Annotated in this window: 14 protein-coding genes; 9 read left to right on the top strand and 5 right to left on the bottom strand. The window is 72.6% G+C overall.

Annotated elements, in window-relative coordinates:
• Positions 1-3 precede the first annotated feature (3 nt).
• The gene (locus tag B4K29_RS11150; protein ID WP_286959412.1) at positions 4-876 is read right to left on the bottom strand and encodes a RecB family exonuclease; all 873 of its coding nucleotides are present in this window, start codon (positions 874-876) and stop codon (positions 4-6) included.
• Positions 877-933: 57 nt separating this feature from the next.
• On the opposite strand from B4K29_RS11150, the gene B4K29_RS11155 reads away from it, so the two are divergent.
• The 5 genes from B4K29_RS11155 to B4K29_RS11175 all read left to right on the top strand — a co-directional run bounded on the left by B4K29_RS11155 (position 934) and on the right by B4K29_RS11175 (position 5,730).
• Positions 934-2,121 carry a M50 family metallopeptidase gene (locus B4K29_RS11155; RefSeq protein WP_286967323.1) on the top strand — a complete coding sequence of 396 codons (1,188 nt, stop codon included), beginning with the start codon at positions 934-936 and terminating at the stop codon, positions 2,119-2,121.
• 103 nt (positions 2,122-2,224) lie between these two features.
• Positions 2,225-3,376 carry a tRNA (adenine-N1)-methyltransferase gene (locus B4K29_RS11160; RefSeq protein WP_286967325.1) on the top strand — a complete coding sequence of 384 codons (1,152 nt, stop codon included), beginning with the start codon at positions 2,225-2,227 and terminating at the stop codon, positions 3,374-3,376.
• The gene (gene arc / locus B4K29_RS11165; protein WP_019284898.1) at positions 3,373-5,007 is read left to right on the top strand and encodes a proteasome ATPase; all 1,635 of its coding nucleotides are present in this window, start codon (positions 3,373-3,375) and stop codon (positions 5,005-5,007) included. Before B4K29_RS11160 ends, arc begins: the two co-directional genes overlap by 4 nt.
• A gap of 104 nt (positions 5,008-5,111) precedes the next feature.
• Positions 5,112-5,342 carry a FitA-like ribbon-helix-helix domain-containing protein gene (locus B4K29_RS11170; protein WP_019284899.1) on the top strand — a complete coding sequence of 77 codons (231 nt, stop codon included), beginning with the start codon at positions 5,112-5,114 and terminating at the stop codon, positions 5,340-5,342.
• A 16-nt stretch (positions 5,343-5,358) separates the two neighbouring features.
• Positions 5,359-5,730: a type II toxin-antitoxin system VapC family toxin gene (locus B4K29_RS11175; RefSeq protein WP_286955959.1), complete on the top strand. Its 372-nt coding sequence runs from the start codon at positions 5,359-5,361 to the stop codon at positions 5,728-5,730.
• A gap of 199 nt (positions 5,731-5,929) precedes the next feature.
• On the opposite strand, the gene B4K29_RS11180 is transcribed toward B4K29_RS11175, so the two are convergent.
• From B4K29_RS11180 to B4K29_RS11190, 3 genes are all read right to left on the bottom strand, one after another.
• The gene (locus B4K29_RS11180; protein WP_286955958.1) at positions 5,930-6,289 is read right to left on the bottom strand and encodes a DUF3054 domain-containing protein; all 360 of its coding nucleotides are present in this window, start codon (positions 6,287-6,289) and stop codon (positions 5,930-5,932) included.
• A gap of 65 nt (positions 6,290-6,354) precedes the next feature.
• Positions 6,355-6,564, bottom strand: coding sequence for a hypothetical protein (locus B4K29_RS11185; protein ID WP_286955956.1), 210 nt, complete (start codon positions 6,562-6,564; stop codon positions 6,355-6,357).
• A gap of 114 nt (positions 6,565-6,678) precedes the next feature.
• On the bottom strand, positions 6,679-8,025 hold the full coding sequence (locus tag B4K29_RS11190; RefSeq protein ID WP_286967326.1) for a M20/M25/M40 family metallo-hydrolase: 1,347 nt from the start codon (positions 8,023-8,025) through the stop codon (positions 6,679-6,681).
• 124 nt (positions 8,026-8,149) lie between these two features.
• Between B4K29_RS11190 and B4K29_RS11195 the strand changes: the two genes are divergently transcribed.
• The 4 genes from B4K29_RS11195 to B4K29_RS11210 all read left to right on the top strand — a co-directional run bounded on the left by B4K29_RS11195 (position 8,150) and on the right by B4K29_RS11210 (position 12,549).
• Entirely contained in the window at positions 8,150-10,198 is a 2,049-nt protein-coding gene (locus tag B4K29_RS11195; protein ID WP_286967328.1) for an MFS transporter, read from the top strand.
• Positions 10,199-10,210: 12 nt separating this feature from the next.
• Positions 10,211-10,765 carry a TetR/AcrR family transcriptional regulator gene (locus B4K29_RS11200; protein ID WP_286967329.1) on the top strand — a complete coding sequence of 185 codons (555 nt, stop codon included), beginning with the start codon at positions 10,211-10,213 and terminating at the stop codon, positions 10,763-10,765.
• A gap of 10 nt (positions 10,766-10,775) precedes the next feature.
• Complete coding sequence (gene dop, locus B4K29_RS11205; protein ID WP_286967330.1) at positions 10,776-12,284, top strand: depupylase/deamidase Dop; 1,509 nt, start codon at positions 10,776-10,778, stop codon at positions 12,282-12,284.
• Between the two features lie 70 nt (positions 12,285-12,354).
• Positions 12,355-12,549 carry a ubiquitin-like protein Pup gene (locus tag B4K29_RS11210; protein ID WP_019284907.1) on the top strand — a complete coding sequence of 65 codons (195 nt, stop codon included), beginning with the start codon at positions 12,355-12,357 and terminating at the stop codon, positions 12,547-12,549.
• A 25-nt stretch (positions 12,550-12,574) separates the two neighbouring features.
• Here the strand turns inward: B4K29_RS11210 and B4K29_RS11215 are convergent, their stop codons facing one another.
• Positions 12,575-13,672 (bottom strand): asparaginase, encoded by a 1,098-nt coding sequence (locus tag B4K29_RS11215; protein WP_286967331.1) that lies wholly within the window; start codon positions 13,670-13,672, stop codon positions 12,575-12,577.

The raw sequence follows: 13,672 nt of genomic DNA on the forward strand, positions 1-13,672 counted from the left end.
ATGTCAGGCCTCGAGCGGGTCGTCCTCGTCCTCGACGTCGTGGTCGACCGGGGCCGAGGCGGCCGGGTCCAGCGCGCGGGCGACCGCGCCCTCCGGGATGGGCGGGGGAGTGCCGCCCCACGCGGGGCAGATGTCGCGGTGCGCGCACCAGTCGCACAGCCGCGACTTGTTGGGACGCCAGTCGCCGGTCTCGGCGGCGCGGACGATGGCCTGCCAGAGCGCCTTGAGCTTGCGCTCGGTGGCCCGCAGGTCCGCCTCGTCGGGCTGGTAGCGCACGATCTCGGCGTTGCCGAGGTAGACCAGCTGCAGCATCGACGGCACCACGCCGCGCAGCCGCCACAGGACGAGCGCGTAGAACTTCATCTGGAAGAGCGCCTTGCCCTCGAAGAGCACCGAGGGGGAGCGCCCGGTCTTGTAGTCGACCACGCGCATCATGCCGTTAGGCGCGACGTCCAGGCGGTCGACATACCCCCTCAGCAGGAGCCCGTCGAGGTCGCACTCGAGGTAGAGCTCGCGCTCGGCGGGCTCGAGGTCGGTCGGGTCCTCCAGCCCGAACCACCGCTCGACCAGCGAGGTCGCCGAGGTCAGCCAGGCCGTGAGCTCGGTCGCCTCCTCGCCGTCGCCGATCAGCTCGGCCAGCTCCGGCCGCTCGGCCAGCAGCGCCTCCCACTGCGGACCCACGAGGGAGGCCGCGTGCTCCAGCGTGCGCTCGGGCGCCGGCACGTCGAACAACCGCTCCAGCACGGAGTGGACCAGCGTGCCTCGGGCCGCCGCGGAGGACGGCGGCTCGGGCAGCCGGTCGATGACGCGGAAGCGGTAGAGGAGCGGGCACTGCATGAAGTCGGCGGCTCGGCTCGGGGACAGGGCGGCAACCATGGGACCGACGATAGGACGTCGCACCGACATACCCCCTGCGCCACGTAGGCTCGCGCCATGTCCGACCCGCGTGGACCCCAGCCGACGCCGCCCGACCGCCCCGTCGAGCCGGCCGTCGCGGACGCCGACGTGCAGGCCCACCCGGGCTGGCGGATCGGCTCGCTGCGCGGCACCCCCATCTATCTCGGCCGCACCTGGCCGATCCTCGTGCTGGTGATCCTCGCGACCTTCGGTCCGTCCCTGTCGCGGTCGCGGCCCGACCTCGGGGCGGGCGCGTACGCCGTCGCGTTCGCCTACGCGCTCCTGCTGCTCGTGTCGGTCCTCGCGCACGAGGCGGCGCACGCGCTGACCGCGCAGGCGTTCGGGCACCGGGTGCACCGGATCGTCGCCGACCTGATGGGCGGGCACACGTCATACCAGTCCGACAGCAACACCCCCGGCCGCAGCGCGATGGTGGCCCTCGCGGGGCCGCTCGCCAACGCGGCCCTGGCCCTGGTGGCCTGGCAGCTCCTCGCCGTCACCCCCGCCGGGGTGCCCCGGCTGCTCATGGGCGCCATGGCCTACTCCAACGCGTTCGTCGCCGTCTTCAACCTGCTGCCGGGCCTGCCCCTGGACGGCGGGTTCGTGCTCGACGCTCTCGTATGGCGGATCACCGGTCGCCGCACCACCGGGCTGCTGGTCGCGGGGTGGAGCGGACGCGTGCTGGCGGCGCTCGTCGCCCTGTGGTTCATCGGGCGGCCGCTGCTGTCCGGTCGTGCACCGGACTTCTTCTCCATCGCGTGGGGCGCGCTCATCGGCAGCTTCCTGTGGGCCGGGGCGGGCGGGGCCATCCGCTCCGCGCGCGCCCGCGCCCTGCTCGACCAGGTCCGGCTCGGCGACCTGCTGCACCCCACGGCCCTGGTGCCCGCAGGCTCGTCGGTGGCGGACTCCGTGCGGCTCTACGGCGTCCACGGGGCGCAGGTCGTCGCCGTGCAGGACGCGCAGGGGGTCCCCACCGCGGTCGTCGACCCCCGCGCGGTGCAGTCGGTGCCCGTGGACCAGCAGGCCGTCACCCCCGTCCTCGCCGTGGCCCACCAGCAGCCGGCCGGGTGGGTCATCGACCTCGCGCCGGACGTCCCCGTCACCGACGCCGTCGAGCGCATGGCCCAGCTCGAGGTCGGCGTGATCCTGGTGCGCCTGCCGGGCGGCGGGCACGGCCTGCTGGACGCCGGCGAGGTCGAGGACGCGGCGAGCCGCCGAGCCTGACGCCTGACACCTGACGCCCAAGCCTTGCGCCAAAGCCTTGCGCCCGGGCCCCCGCCGGACGCGGTCGAGGTCTGTCGGTGCGGCTCACTACAGTGGAGGGACCATGACGACACAGCCCGACGCCACCGCGCCCCTCGCCCCACCGCAGCCCACCGGCGCGGCCGGACGCCGAGGCCCCTTCCAGCCCGGCGAGCGGGTGCAGCTGACCGACGCGCGCGGCCGCATGCACACGATCACGCTGGCGGTCGGCGGCGAGTTCCACACCCACCGCGGCCGCATCCTGCACGACGTCGTCATCGGCCTGCCCGACGGGTCCACGCTCACCAACACGGCCGGCGAGGAGTTCCTCGCGCTGCGCCCGCTGTTGTCCGACTACGTCATGTCCATGCCCCGCGGCGCCGCCGTCGTCTATCCCAAGGACGCGGGCCAGATCGTGCAGTATGCCGACATCTTCCCCGGCGCCACCGTGGTCGAGGCCGGCGTGGGGTCCGGGGCGCTGTCCATGTCGCTGCTGCGCGCCATCGGCGACCAGGGGCGGCTGCTGTCCTTCGAGCGCCGGGCCGACTTCGCCGAGATCGCCCGCGGCAACGCCCGCACCTTCTTCGGCACCGACCACCCCGCCTGGACCGTGACGGTCGGCGACCTGGCCGAGACCCTGCCCGAGGTGTGCGAGCCCGGCACGGTCGACCGCGTCGTCCTCGACATGCTCGCGCCGTGGGAGTGCCTCGAGGCCGTCGCCGACGCGCTCGTGCCCGGCGGCCTGCTGATCTGCTACGTCGCCACCGCCACCCAGCTGTCCCGCGTCGCCGAGGGCGCCAAGGAGCACGGCGGCTTCACCGAGCCCCACGCCTGGGAGACGATCGAGCGCGACTGGCACCTCGAGGGGCTCGCCGTCCGTCCGGTCCACCGCATGCACGGCCACACCGGCTTCCTCATCACCACGCGTCGCCTGGCCCCCGGGGTGACGCCGCCCCTGCGCAAGCGCCGCCCCGCCAAGGGCCCGGACGACCCCGAGGAGCAGCCCTTCGGCGTCGAGGTCGACCGCGCGTGGTCGCCCGAGGACGTCGGCGAGCGGGTCGTCTCCGACAAGCGGCTGCGCAAGATCCGCCGCACCGTCACCGGCGAGGCCCCGCCGCCCGACATGCCGCCCAAGCGCCGCGACGAGGACCCCGCGCCTGACGGCGACCCGGGAGAGACGCCAGCGGAGCGGCATACGGCCCAGGACGACGCGAGCACCCCGGAGGTGGACCAGTGACCTATGACCCGACGAGCGAGGCGCACGCCGCCCGCATCCGTGATCTGACCACGCAGCTGTCCGCGCTGCGCACCGCCAACGGCGCGCTCGGTCAGGCCAACGAGCGACTCACCACGACCCTCAAGGCGGCTCGCGACCAGATCACGGGCCTGCGCGAGGAGATCGACCGGATCGCCGCGCCGCCGTCGACCTACGGGGTCGTGCAGCGCACGTATGACGACGGCACCGCCGACATCACCAGCGCCGGGCGCAAGATGCGGGTCGCCGTGTCGATGGACCTGCCCCTCGCCGACATCCGGCCCGGGCGCGAGGTGCGGCTCAACGAGGCGCTGGTGGTCGTGGCGCTGGCCGACTACGAGCAGGCCGGCGAGATCGTCATCGTCAAGGAGCGCCTCGACGACCACCGGGTGATCGTGCTGCTGCGCAACGACGAGGAGCGCGTCGTCCGCGTCGCGGGGTCGCTGGACGGGGTGCGGCTGCGCCCGGGCGACGCGGTGCTGCTCGACGCCCGCAGCAGCTTCGTGCTCGAGACGGTGCCGCACGCCGAGGTGTCCGAGCTGCTGCTCGAGGAGGTGCCCGACATCTCCTACTCCGACATCGGCGGGCTGACGCCGCAGATCGACCAGATCCGCGACGCCGTCGAGATGCCCTTCCTGCACCCGGAGCTCTATCGGGAGCACCACCTGCGCCCGCCCAAGGGGGTCCTGCTCTACGGCCCTCCCGGCTGCGGCAAGACGCTCATCGCCAAGGCCGTCGCCGCATCTCTCGCGCGCAAGGTTGCGGAGCGCAACGGCCAGACCGGCGAGGACGCGCCCAAGAGCTACTTCCTCAACATCAAGGGCCCCGAGCTGCTCAACAAGTACGTCGGCGAGACCGAGCGGCACATCCGCCTGATCTTCGAGCGGGCCCGGGAGAAGTCCGACGAGGGGACACCCGTCGTGGTGTTCTTCGACGAGATGGACTCGCTGTTCCGCACGCGCGGGTCGGGCGTGTCCTCCGACGTCGAGACGACGATCGTGCCGCAGCTGCTCGCCGAGATCGACGGCGTGGAGCGCCTCGACAACGTCATCGTCATCGGCGCCTCCAACCGCGAGGACATGATCGACCCGGCGATCCTGCGGCCGGGCCGCCTCGACGTCAAGATCAAGATCGAGCGGCCCGACGAGCAGGGGGCGCGCGAGATCTTCGCGAAGTACCTCACCACCGAGGTGCCCCTGCACGCCGACGAGCTCGACGACCACGACGGCGACCCCGCCGCGACGGTCGAGGACCTGATCGACGCCGTGATGGAGCGGATGTTCGCCACCACCGAGGACAACCGCTTCCTCGAGGTGACCTACCTGTCCGGCGCCAAGGAGGTCCTCTACTTCCGCGACTTCGCGTCCGGCGCGATGATCCAGAACATCGTCGACCGGGCCAAGACCGCCGCCATCAAGGCGCTGATCACGACCGGCGAGCGCGGGCTGCGGCTCGAGCACCTGATGGAGGCCTACGTCGCGGAGTTCCGCGAGAACGAGGACCTGCCCAACACCACCAACCCCGACGACTGGGCCCGCATCTCGGGCAAGCGCGGCGAGCGGATCGTCAACATCCACACGCTGGTCGGCGGCAAGGACCTCAAGGTCGACTGAGCACGCCCCACGCGACGGGGTTCACGCGGGCACCGACGGCGATCATTGCGACCGTCGTGAGTGGGGTGCTTGCACAGTGGCGCCGATGGCGCCACACTGGCGCCATGCCCAGCGTGCAGATCAAGGACGTGCCCGAGCAGACGCACGCCGTCTTGCGACGTCGGGCCGCGGAGGCACACCAGTCCCTGCAGGAGTACCTCCTGGGCCGGCTGGTGGACGAGGCGTCCCGGCCGACGCTCGACGAGGTTCTCGATCGCGCCGGCTCTCGGGCAGGCGGAGCGGTGACCCTCACCGAGGCCAGCGATCTGATTCGCTTCGACCGTGATCGTCGTTGACGCGAGTGTCCTGACCGTGGCGCTCGTCGACGACGGTGTCGACGGTGACCGTGCCCGGTCCCGCCTGCGCGGGGAGCGCCTCGCAGCGCCCGAGCTCGTGGATCTTGAGGTGCTGTCCGTCCTGCGAGGGCTGGTGCGGTCCGGGCAGGTGCTGCCGCGGAGGGCCTCACTGGCGATCGATGACCTCCGGGCCATGCCCATCGAACGCGTCCCGCATCGTCGGCTTCTCGAGCGGTGCTGGGAGCTGCGGGACAACATCACACCGTACGACGCTGCCTACGTGGCGCTGGCCGAGGCGCTCGAGGTATCCCTGGTGACAGGTGACGCACGTCTGGCGCGGTCCACGGGACCGCGCTGCCGGATAGAGGTCTTGACGGTGTCCGGCTGAGCACGGCGCAGTGGTGAGGCACCACGACCGGAGCCAGCGTGCACAGTCCGCGCTCCCAGCGCGAGACTCGCACACCCCAAGGCCGTCTCACGTGCCGGCTCCGCGCTCCCAGCGCGAGATCCGCACGCCTGCGGGGCGCCCAGCGTGCCAACTCCGCGCTCCCAGCGCGAGATCGGCACATAGGCGTGGGCTGGGGGCGTCAGGCGTCGGCGCGGCGACCCGAGCGCTGGGCGACGAGGCGGGGGAGCAGCAGGAAGAGCGCGAGGGCCGTGGTCGCGACCAGGACGAAGCTGAACGCGGTTCCGGCGCCGGTGACGGCCCGCAGCAGCATGCCCACCGCCACGGTGCACAGCCAGATCGGGAGGCCGCCGCGCAGCGTGGTGGGGGACAGGCGGGCCGCGATCGCCACGCCCCAGCCGACGAGGGCGCCCACGAGGAAGGGCCACGCCGTGCCGAGGACGGCGAGCAGCGCGCCCTCCTCGGCGTGCGACCGGCGACCGATCACGGCGAAGACGACGACGAGGACGAGATCCAGAGCGAGGAAGGCCGGGGCACGCATGGCCCCGAGCCTACCCGTGAGGTATGCCGCCCCCTGGCCCGGCATACCTCACGGGAGCACAGGGGTCAGGACGTCTGCCGACCGGCCGGAGGCTGCGGGACCTCGTCCTCGCGGCGGTGCTGGGGGAGCCAGCCGCCGGCGATGGCGAGGACCGCGATGGCGATGCCGGTGGGGCCGTACTCGACGCCGCGGTTCTCGTGGAGCCAGTAGCCGAGGTAGCCGAGCACCAGGCACAGGATGGGGAAGACGATGGCGTAGTAGCGGTTGCGCGTCATGGCTCCATGGTTGTCGGGCGGGCGCTGACGGCATACGCACAGCAGTCAGGGGTGGGGCGTGACAGCTGTCATGCCCCACCCCTGACCGCCCCCTGACTAGCAGGGACCACGACCTCAGCGGCGAGAGCCCAGCTCGCTGAGGAACCGGATCTGCGCGAGCATGATGCGCTCGATCTCGGCCGGGTCCACCGACTCGTCGGGCCCGTGGATCTTGGCCTTCTCCTCGTCCTCGGGACCCCACAGGATCGCCTCGGCGCCGGGGGAGGCGTGCAGCAGCTCGGTCACCAGGGGGATCGAGCCGCCGGAGCCGACCTGGGCCGGGGTCCGGCCGTAGACCTCCTTCAGCGCCGCGAGCGCGGTCGCCGTGATCGGGCCGGACGTGTCGCCGAGGAACGGCGAGCCGGCCTTGTCGTCCGAGAACTCCAGCGTGGCGCCGTACGGCGCGTGGGACCGAAGGTGCTCCTTGACCGTCTCGAGCTCGCGGGCCATGTCGGCGCCGGGGGCGATGCGCACCGAGACCCGCGCCCGCACCGAGGGGACCAGCGCGTTGGAGCACTGGTCGACGGGCACCATGTCGAGCCCGATGACCGTCGCCGACGGGTGCGACCACAGGCGTGAGGCGAGCGCCCCGGTGCCCTGCAGGCCGACGCCGTCCTTGACGCCGGCGGACGCCGCGAACTCGGCCTCGTCGACCTCGGCCCCCTCCCAGTCGAAGGAGTGCAGCCCCTCGATGACCGTGTTGCCGTCCTTGTCGTGCATCGTCGACAGCAGCTGGATCATGCCGACCAGGGCGTCGGGCGCCGCGCCGCCGAACAGGCCCGAGTGGACCGCGTTGTCGAGGGTGGTCAGCGTGACGGTGAAGGCGACGTCGCCGCGCAGGCCGGAGGTGATGGACGGCTCGCCCACCTTGGCGGGGCCGGAGTCGCAGATGATGAACGCGTCGCTGCGCACCATGTCGGGGTTGGCGGCCACCCAGTCCTCGATGTGGCTGAAGGTCTCCTCCTCGCCCTCGAGCAGCAGGCGGACCGTGCACGGCGGCGTGCCGTCGAAGGCCCCCATGGTGCCGAGGATCGCGACGACGCCGGCCTTGCAGTCGGCGGTGCCGCGGCCGTAGATGCGCCCGTCGTCCTTGCGCGTGGCGACCCACGGGTCCGAGTGCCACTGCTGGGACTCGGGGCAGGGCTGCACGTCGTAGTGCGCGTACATCGTGACCGTGGGGGAGCCCTCGGGGCCGGGCACCACGGCGTGGATCGCGGGGTAGCCGCCCGGGATGTCGAGCAGCTCGACGTCGGGGACGCCGTTGCGGCGGAACATCTCGAGCAGGTCCTGCGCGATGGCGTCCATGGGCTCCCGGGGGTAGCCGGGGAAGGCGACGGACGGGTGGCCCACCAGGGTGGCGTGGTCCTCGAGCAGTCGGGGCATGGCCTCGCGGGCGTAGTCGCGGGCGGCGGAAAGGTCCATCTGTGCTCCTCGATGAGTGTCGATGCAGCCACCCTATCCACCACCGGGGCTGCGCTATCCTGGACCCAGGTGAACGGATGTTCACCTCGCGATCTACCACTCCTTCCCCGCACGAGAGGCACGCGTGACCGCCGCCCCCACCACCCGGGCAGCGCTGCACCGCAGACGCGCCAACCCCACCCTCGTCACCACCGTGCTCGCCCTGACCGGCACGATCGTGGCGCTGCAGCAGACCCTGATGGTCCCGCTGCTGCCGGAGTTCCCGACCCTGCTGCACACGACCGCCGAGGACGCGTCCTGGCTCGTCACGGCCACCCTGCTGACCAGCGCCGTCGCGACCCCCGTCGTCAGCCGGCTCGCCGACATGCACGGCAAGCGCCGGATGATGCTGGTCTGCCTCGTGCTCCAGATCCTGGGGTCGGTGCTCGGTGCCCTCGGGGGGACGCTGGCCGTGGTCGTCGCCGGACGAGCCCTGCAGGGCTTCGCGGCGGCGCTCATCCCGGTCGGCATCTCGATCATGCGCGACGAGCTGCCCCGCGAGCGGGTCGGCGGGGCGGTCGCCCTGATGTCCGCCACCCTCGGCATCGGGTCCGCCGCGGGCCTGCCGCTGGCCGGCCTGATCTCGGCGCACACGAGCTGGCACGCGTTGTTCTGGGTCTCCGCGGCGATGGCGGCGGCCATGCTGGTCGCCATACCGCTCGTCGTCCCGGAGTCCACCCTCCAGACCCCCGGGTCCTTCGACGGGGTCGGCGCGGTCCTGCTGTCGCTGGCGCTCGTGGCCTTCCTGCTGCCGGTGACCAAGGGCAGCCACTGGGGCTGGACCAGCGAGACCACCCTCGTCCTGGCCGTGGCCTCCGTCGTGCTCCTCGCGATCTGGGTGCCGTGGGAGCTGCGCGCCAGGACGCCGATGGTCGACCTGCGCACCGCGGCGCGCAAGCCGGTGCTGCTGACCAACCTGGCGTCCGTGCTGGTCGGTTTCTCGATGTACGGCAACATGCTGTCGACCACCCAGCTCCTCCAGCTGCCCGAGCGGACGGGGTTCGGCTTCGGCCTCGACGTGCTGCAGGCCGGCCTCGCCATGGTCCCCGGCGGCCTGATGATGGTGCTGCTGTCGCCCGCCTCGGCCGCCATCACCCGCCGCTGGGGCGGACGCACCACGCTGGTCACGGGGGCGCTGGTGCTGGCCGGCGGCTACGTCCTGCGCGTCTTCCTCGTCGACCACCTGTGGCAGATCGTCCTCGGGGCGATGCTCGTCTCGGCCGGCACGGCGATCGCGTATGCCGCCATGCCCACCCTCATCATGGCCGCCGTCCCGATCACCGAGACCGCCTCGGCCAACGGCCTCAACTCGCTGCTGCGCGCCGTCGGCACCTCCTCGGCGAGCGCCGTCGTCGCGATGATCCTCACCACCACCGTGACCCGCGTCGGGGGCGTGGCGCTGCCGACGCTGGACGCGTTCAGGCACATCTTCTGGGTGTGCGCGCTGGCGGCCCTGGTGTCGGCGCTCGTGGCGGCGTTCCTGCCGTCCGCGCGTCCGGCGCCCGCCGTGTCGCCAGGCCGGGCGCGTGCCGACGACGCGGACGAGATCGTCGTGGCCGGCCGGGTCACCGCCACGGGCGTCCGGCCGGTCCGGTCCGCCGTCGTCACCGTGATCGACCTCGAGGGCGACCAGGTGGACTGGGCCCGCGTCGAGCCGGACGGCAGCTACGCGATCGTCCTGCCCGGCCCCGGGGACTACGTGACCGTGACCGCGGCCGACGGCTGGGAGCCGCACAGCGAGGTCGTCCACGTGAGCGGCACGCACGCCCAGGACATCGACCTGGGGGACCGGCTGCAGCTGGCGGGCCAGGTCACCGCCGACGGACGCCCCGTCCCTGGCGCGCTCGTGACCATGACGGCGCTCACCGGTCAGGTCTCGGGCGCGACGCGGACCGGAGCGGACGGGGGCTATGTGCTGCCGCTGTCCACCCATGGGCGCCACGTGGTGACCGCCGCCGACCCGAGCACCGGCCGCACCGGCTCGGTCGGCGTCACCCTCACGGGGGTCGAGCGCCGGGTGGACCTCGACCTCGGCCCCGCTCCCCGCCATACGCAGCCCGATCAGCAGCCGACCGACCAGCAGCCGACCGACCAGCACGCCGCGGCGGTGCTCGCCGCGAGGGCGACCACCTGAGAGGATCACCGGGTGAGCCAGAGCCGAGAGCTGATCGTCCGAGCCGCGCGGCGCCTGTTCGCCGAGCGCGGCTACTCGTCGGTGTCGGTGCGCGACGTCGCCGCGGAGGCGGGGGTGTCCGCGTCCCTCGTGATGAAGCTCGTGGGCAGCAAGGCCGAGCTGTTCAGCTCCTCCGTCGAGTTCGCCCCCGACGAGGAGGACCTGTCCCACCCCGTCGACCAGCTCGGCCGCACCCTGGTCCGCAGCGTCGTCGGTCGGCTCGGCTCGGACGGGCCCGAGCCCCTGGCGCGAGCCGTCGTCCTTGCCCTGCCCGCGCCGGACATCGAGCAGGTGCGGACCCGGTTCCACGCCGCGTATGCCGTCCCGCTCGCCGCCCGCCTCGGGGGTGACGACACGGCCGAGCAGACCGCCGAGATGGTCGTCGCGACCCTCGTCGGCCTCGCCGTCTCAGCGCGGGTGCTGGGGCTGCTCGGGGACCGGACCCACGACGAGGACCTGATCGAGCGCTACGGCGCCGCCGTCCAGCTGATCATCGACCGAGGCGGGTCTGTCGGACGCGCGCACTAGGGTGGAGCGCATGACCGTACGCCGAGTGATGGGCATCGAGACGGAGTACGGCATCTCCGTCCCGGGGGAGCCGCACGCCAACCCGATCGTGCTGTCCGGGCAGATCGTCAACGCCTACGCCACACGTCCTGAGATCACCGTCTCGCGCACCCGCTGGGACTACGAGACCGAGGCGCCGCTCGCCGACCAGTTCGGCCACGAGATGCCGCGTGCCGTGGCCGACTCCAGCCAGCTCACCGACGAGGACGACGAGATCGCCGCCAACGTCGTGCTCACCAACGGCGCCCGGCTCTACGTCGACCACGCCCACCCGGAGTACTCCTCGCCCGAGGTCACCTCGCCGCACGACGCCGTCGTCTGGGACCGCGCCGGGGAGCTCGTCATGGCCGAGGCCGTGCAGCGCCAGGCCGAGCTGAGCGGTCGGCAGATCAACCTCTACAAGAACAACACCGACGGCAAGGGCAGCTCCTACGGCACCCACGAGAACTACCTGCTGGCCCGGGACGTCGAGTTCGCCACTGTCGCACGGCAGCTCATGCCGTTCTTCGTGGCGCGACAGGTGATCTGCGGCGCCGGCCGCGTCGGGATCGGCCCCGAGTCGCACCAGGCGGGGTTCCAGATCAGCCAGCGCGCGGACTTCTTCGAGCGCCAGGTGGGGCTCGAGACCACGATCCGCCGCCCGATCGTCAACACGCGCGACGAGCCGCACGCCGACCCCACGCGATACCGCCGCCTGCACGTCATCATCGGCGACGCCAACCAGGCCGAGACCGCCACCCTGCTCAAGCTCGGCTCCACCAGCCTGGTGCTGCGCCTCATCGAGCACGGCGACGTCACGCGCGCCCTCATGCCGGCGGACCCGGTGGCCGCGCTGCGGCAGATCTCGCACGACCCGACGCTGCGCACCACCGTGGAGCTCACCGACGGCCGGCGCATGACCGGCCTCGACATCCTCTGGGCCTACTACGAGATGGTCGACGAGCACCTGTCGCGTCACTACGGCCACGACCTGGACGAGGAGACGCAGGAGATCATGACCCGGTGGGACCACCTCATGGTCATGCTCGGCGACGACGTCCTGTCAGCGGCCCACAGCGTCGACTGGGTGGCCAAGCTCGCGCTCTTCGAGCAGTACCGCTCCCGCGACGGGCTGGGCTGGGACGACGCCCGCCTGCGCGCCATGGACATCCAGTGGAGCGACGTGCGCCCCGACAAGGGGCTGCACCACAAGCTCGAGGCCGCCGGACGGATCGACCGCCTCACCTCGCCGGAGCAGGTGCGGGCCGCCGTCACCGCGCCCCCCGACGACACCCGGGCGTGGCTGCGCGGCACGATGGTCGAGCGCTATCCGCACGAGCTGCTCGCCGCGTCGTGGGACTCCGTGATCGTGCGGCGTGCGCCGGGAGAGCCGCCGAGTCGCCTGTCGCTGCCCGAGCCCGAGCGCTGCACCCGGGCCCACCTCGAGAGCATCGTCGACGCCAGCCCTACCATGGCCGACCTGCTCGACCGGATCGTCTGACCCCGTCAGCACCAGCACGCACCGACCTGAACGCCCTGACCAGAACGCCCTGACCAGCAGGAGGCACCCCATGTCCCAGGAGCAGATCCAGCCCCAGCGCCGCGAGCCGGACCCCGCGGACGTCCCGGCACCCGTGCCGACGGCCCCGGTCACCACCTCCGTCGACGACGCCGGCCTCGACTCCGTGCTGGACGAGATCGACCTGGTGCTCGAGTCCAACGCCGAGGAGTTCGTCAAGGGCTTCGTGCAGAAGGGCGGGCAGTGACCCGCTGAGGGATGCGGACGGCCCGTCAGTGCGTGTCGAACATGTCCTGGATGCGCGCCGTGTCGTCCGTCACCGTGAGCGCAAGGGCCAGCAGCACGCGCGCCTTGTAGGGCCCCAGGTCACCGCCGGCGACGTAGTCGTGCCCCTGGTCGTCATACGCATCCCCCCGGGCCACCGTGCCCCGGGCCACCCGGCTCGACCGGACGACCACCACCCCGGTGGCGCGGGCCCGGTCCAGGGCCTCGGCGACGCGGTCGGGGACGTTGCCGGCTCCCGGGCCCACGTGGACGATGCCGCGGGCGCCGGTCGCGACGACCGCGTCCACCAGGGCGCTGGGCATCCCGGCGCGCGTGACGAGAACCTCCACCGGGGGCAGGTCGTCGAGCCCTTCGAGAGCTTCGAGGTCGTATGCCGACGCGGCCCCGTGCAACTGGCGAGGCATGTGCGCGTAGCGGGGCACACCCCCGGCCACCTCGCCGAGCGGCCCGTGCGGCGAGCCGAAGGCCTCCACGCGTGACGTGTGCTCCTTGCGGACCTCACGAGCCGAGTGGATCTCCTCGCCCACGACGACCAGGGTCCCCAGACCACGGGACGACGGGTGGGCCGCCACGCGGACGGCGTTGAGCAGGTTGCTCGGCCCGTCCGCACCGGGGGCATCGGCCGGGCGCATGGCGCCGACCACCACGACCGGCTTGTCCGTGGGCACGAGCAGGTGCAGCAGGTAGGCCGACTCCTCCAGCGTGTCGGTGCCATGGGTGACGAGGACGGCGTCGACGTCGTCACGGGCCGCGAGCTCGGCGACGCGCCGGGCGAGCGTGAGCTGCAGCGGCAGGTCCATCTCGACCGAGTCGATCTGGCACAGCTGCTCGCAGGTGATGGTGGCCAGGGAAGCGAGCTGCGGGACCGCCCCCAGCAGGTCCTCGACCGTCAGGACGCCCGCCTGGTAGTGCTTGGCCGTCGTCGCCGCGGACGACCCGGCGATCGTGCCGCCGGTGCCGACGACGACGACGCGGGGGAGCCGGCCGTCGAGTGCAGGAGCATCAGCAGGTGCCGGTGAGCCAGCAGGTGCAAGAGAGTCAGCAGGAGCAGCGGAGGTGGCGACGTCGGCTACGGCATCAGGCAT

The sequence above is a fragment of the Arsenicicoccus sp. UBA6765 genome (assembly GCF_002453335.1).
GTDB lineage: Bacteria > Actinomycetota > Actinomycetes > Actinomycetales > Dermatophilaceae > Arsenicicoccus > Arsenicicoccus bolidensis.

What these genes read in the sequence shown, in the direction of transcription:
- B4K29_RS11150 (WP_286959412.1), bottom strand. Translation starts at nt 876, where the DNA reads ATGGTTGCCGCCCTGTCCCCGAGCCGAGCCGCCGACTTCATGCAGTGC.
- B4K29_RS11155 (WP_286967323.1), top strand. Translation starts at nt 934, where the DNA reads ATGTCCGACCCGCGTGGACCCCAGCCGACGCCGCCCGACCGCCCCGTC.
- B4K29_RS11160 (WP_286967325.1), top strand. Translation starts at nt 2,225, where the DNA reads ATGACGACACAGCCCGACGCCACCGCGCCCCTCGCCCCACCGCAGCCC.
- B4K29_RS11170 (WP_019284899.1), top strand. Translation starts at nt 5,112, where the DNA reads ATGCCCAGCGTGCAGATCAAGGACGTGCCCGAGCAGACGCACGCCGTC.
- B4K29_RS11180 (WP_286955958.1), bottom strand. Translation starts at nt 6,289, where the DNA reads ATGCGTGCCCCGGCCTTCCTCGCTCTGGATCTCGTCCTCGTCGTCGTC.
- B4K29_RS11185 (WP_286955956.1), bottom strand. Translation starts at nt 6,564, where the DNA reads ATGACGCGCAACCGCTACTACGCCATCGTCTTCCCCATCCTGTGCCTG.
- B4K29_RS11190 (WP_286967326.1), bottom strand. Translation starts at nt 8,025, where the DNA reads ATGGACCTTTCCGCCGCCCGCGACTACGCCCGCGAGGCCATGCCCCGA.
- dop (WP_286967330.1), top strand. Translation starts at nt 10,776, where the DNA reads ATGACCGTACGCCGAGTGATGGGCATCGAGACGGAGTACGGCATCTCC.
- B4K29_RS11210 (WP_019284907.1), top strand. Translation starts at nt 12,355, where the DNA reads ATGTCCCAGGAGCAGATCCAGCCCCAGCGCCGCGAGCCGGACCCCGCG.
- B4K29_RS11215 (WP_286967331.1), bottom strand. Translation starts at nt 13,672, where the DNA reads ATGCCTGATGCCGTAGCCGACGTCGCCACCTCCGCTGCTCCTGCTGAC.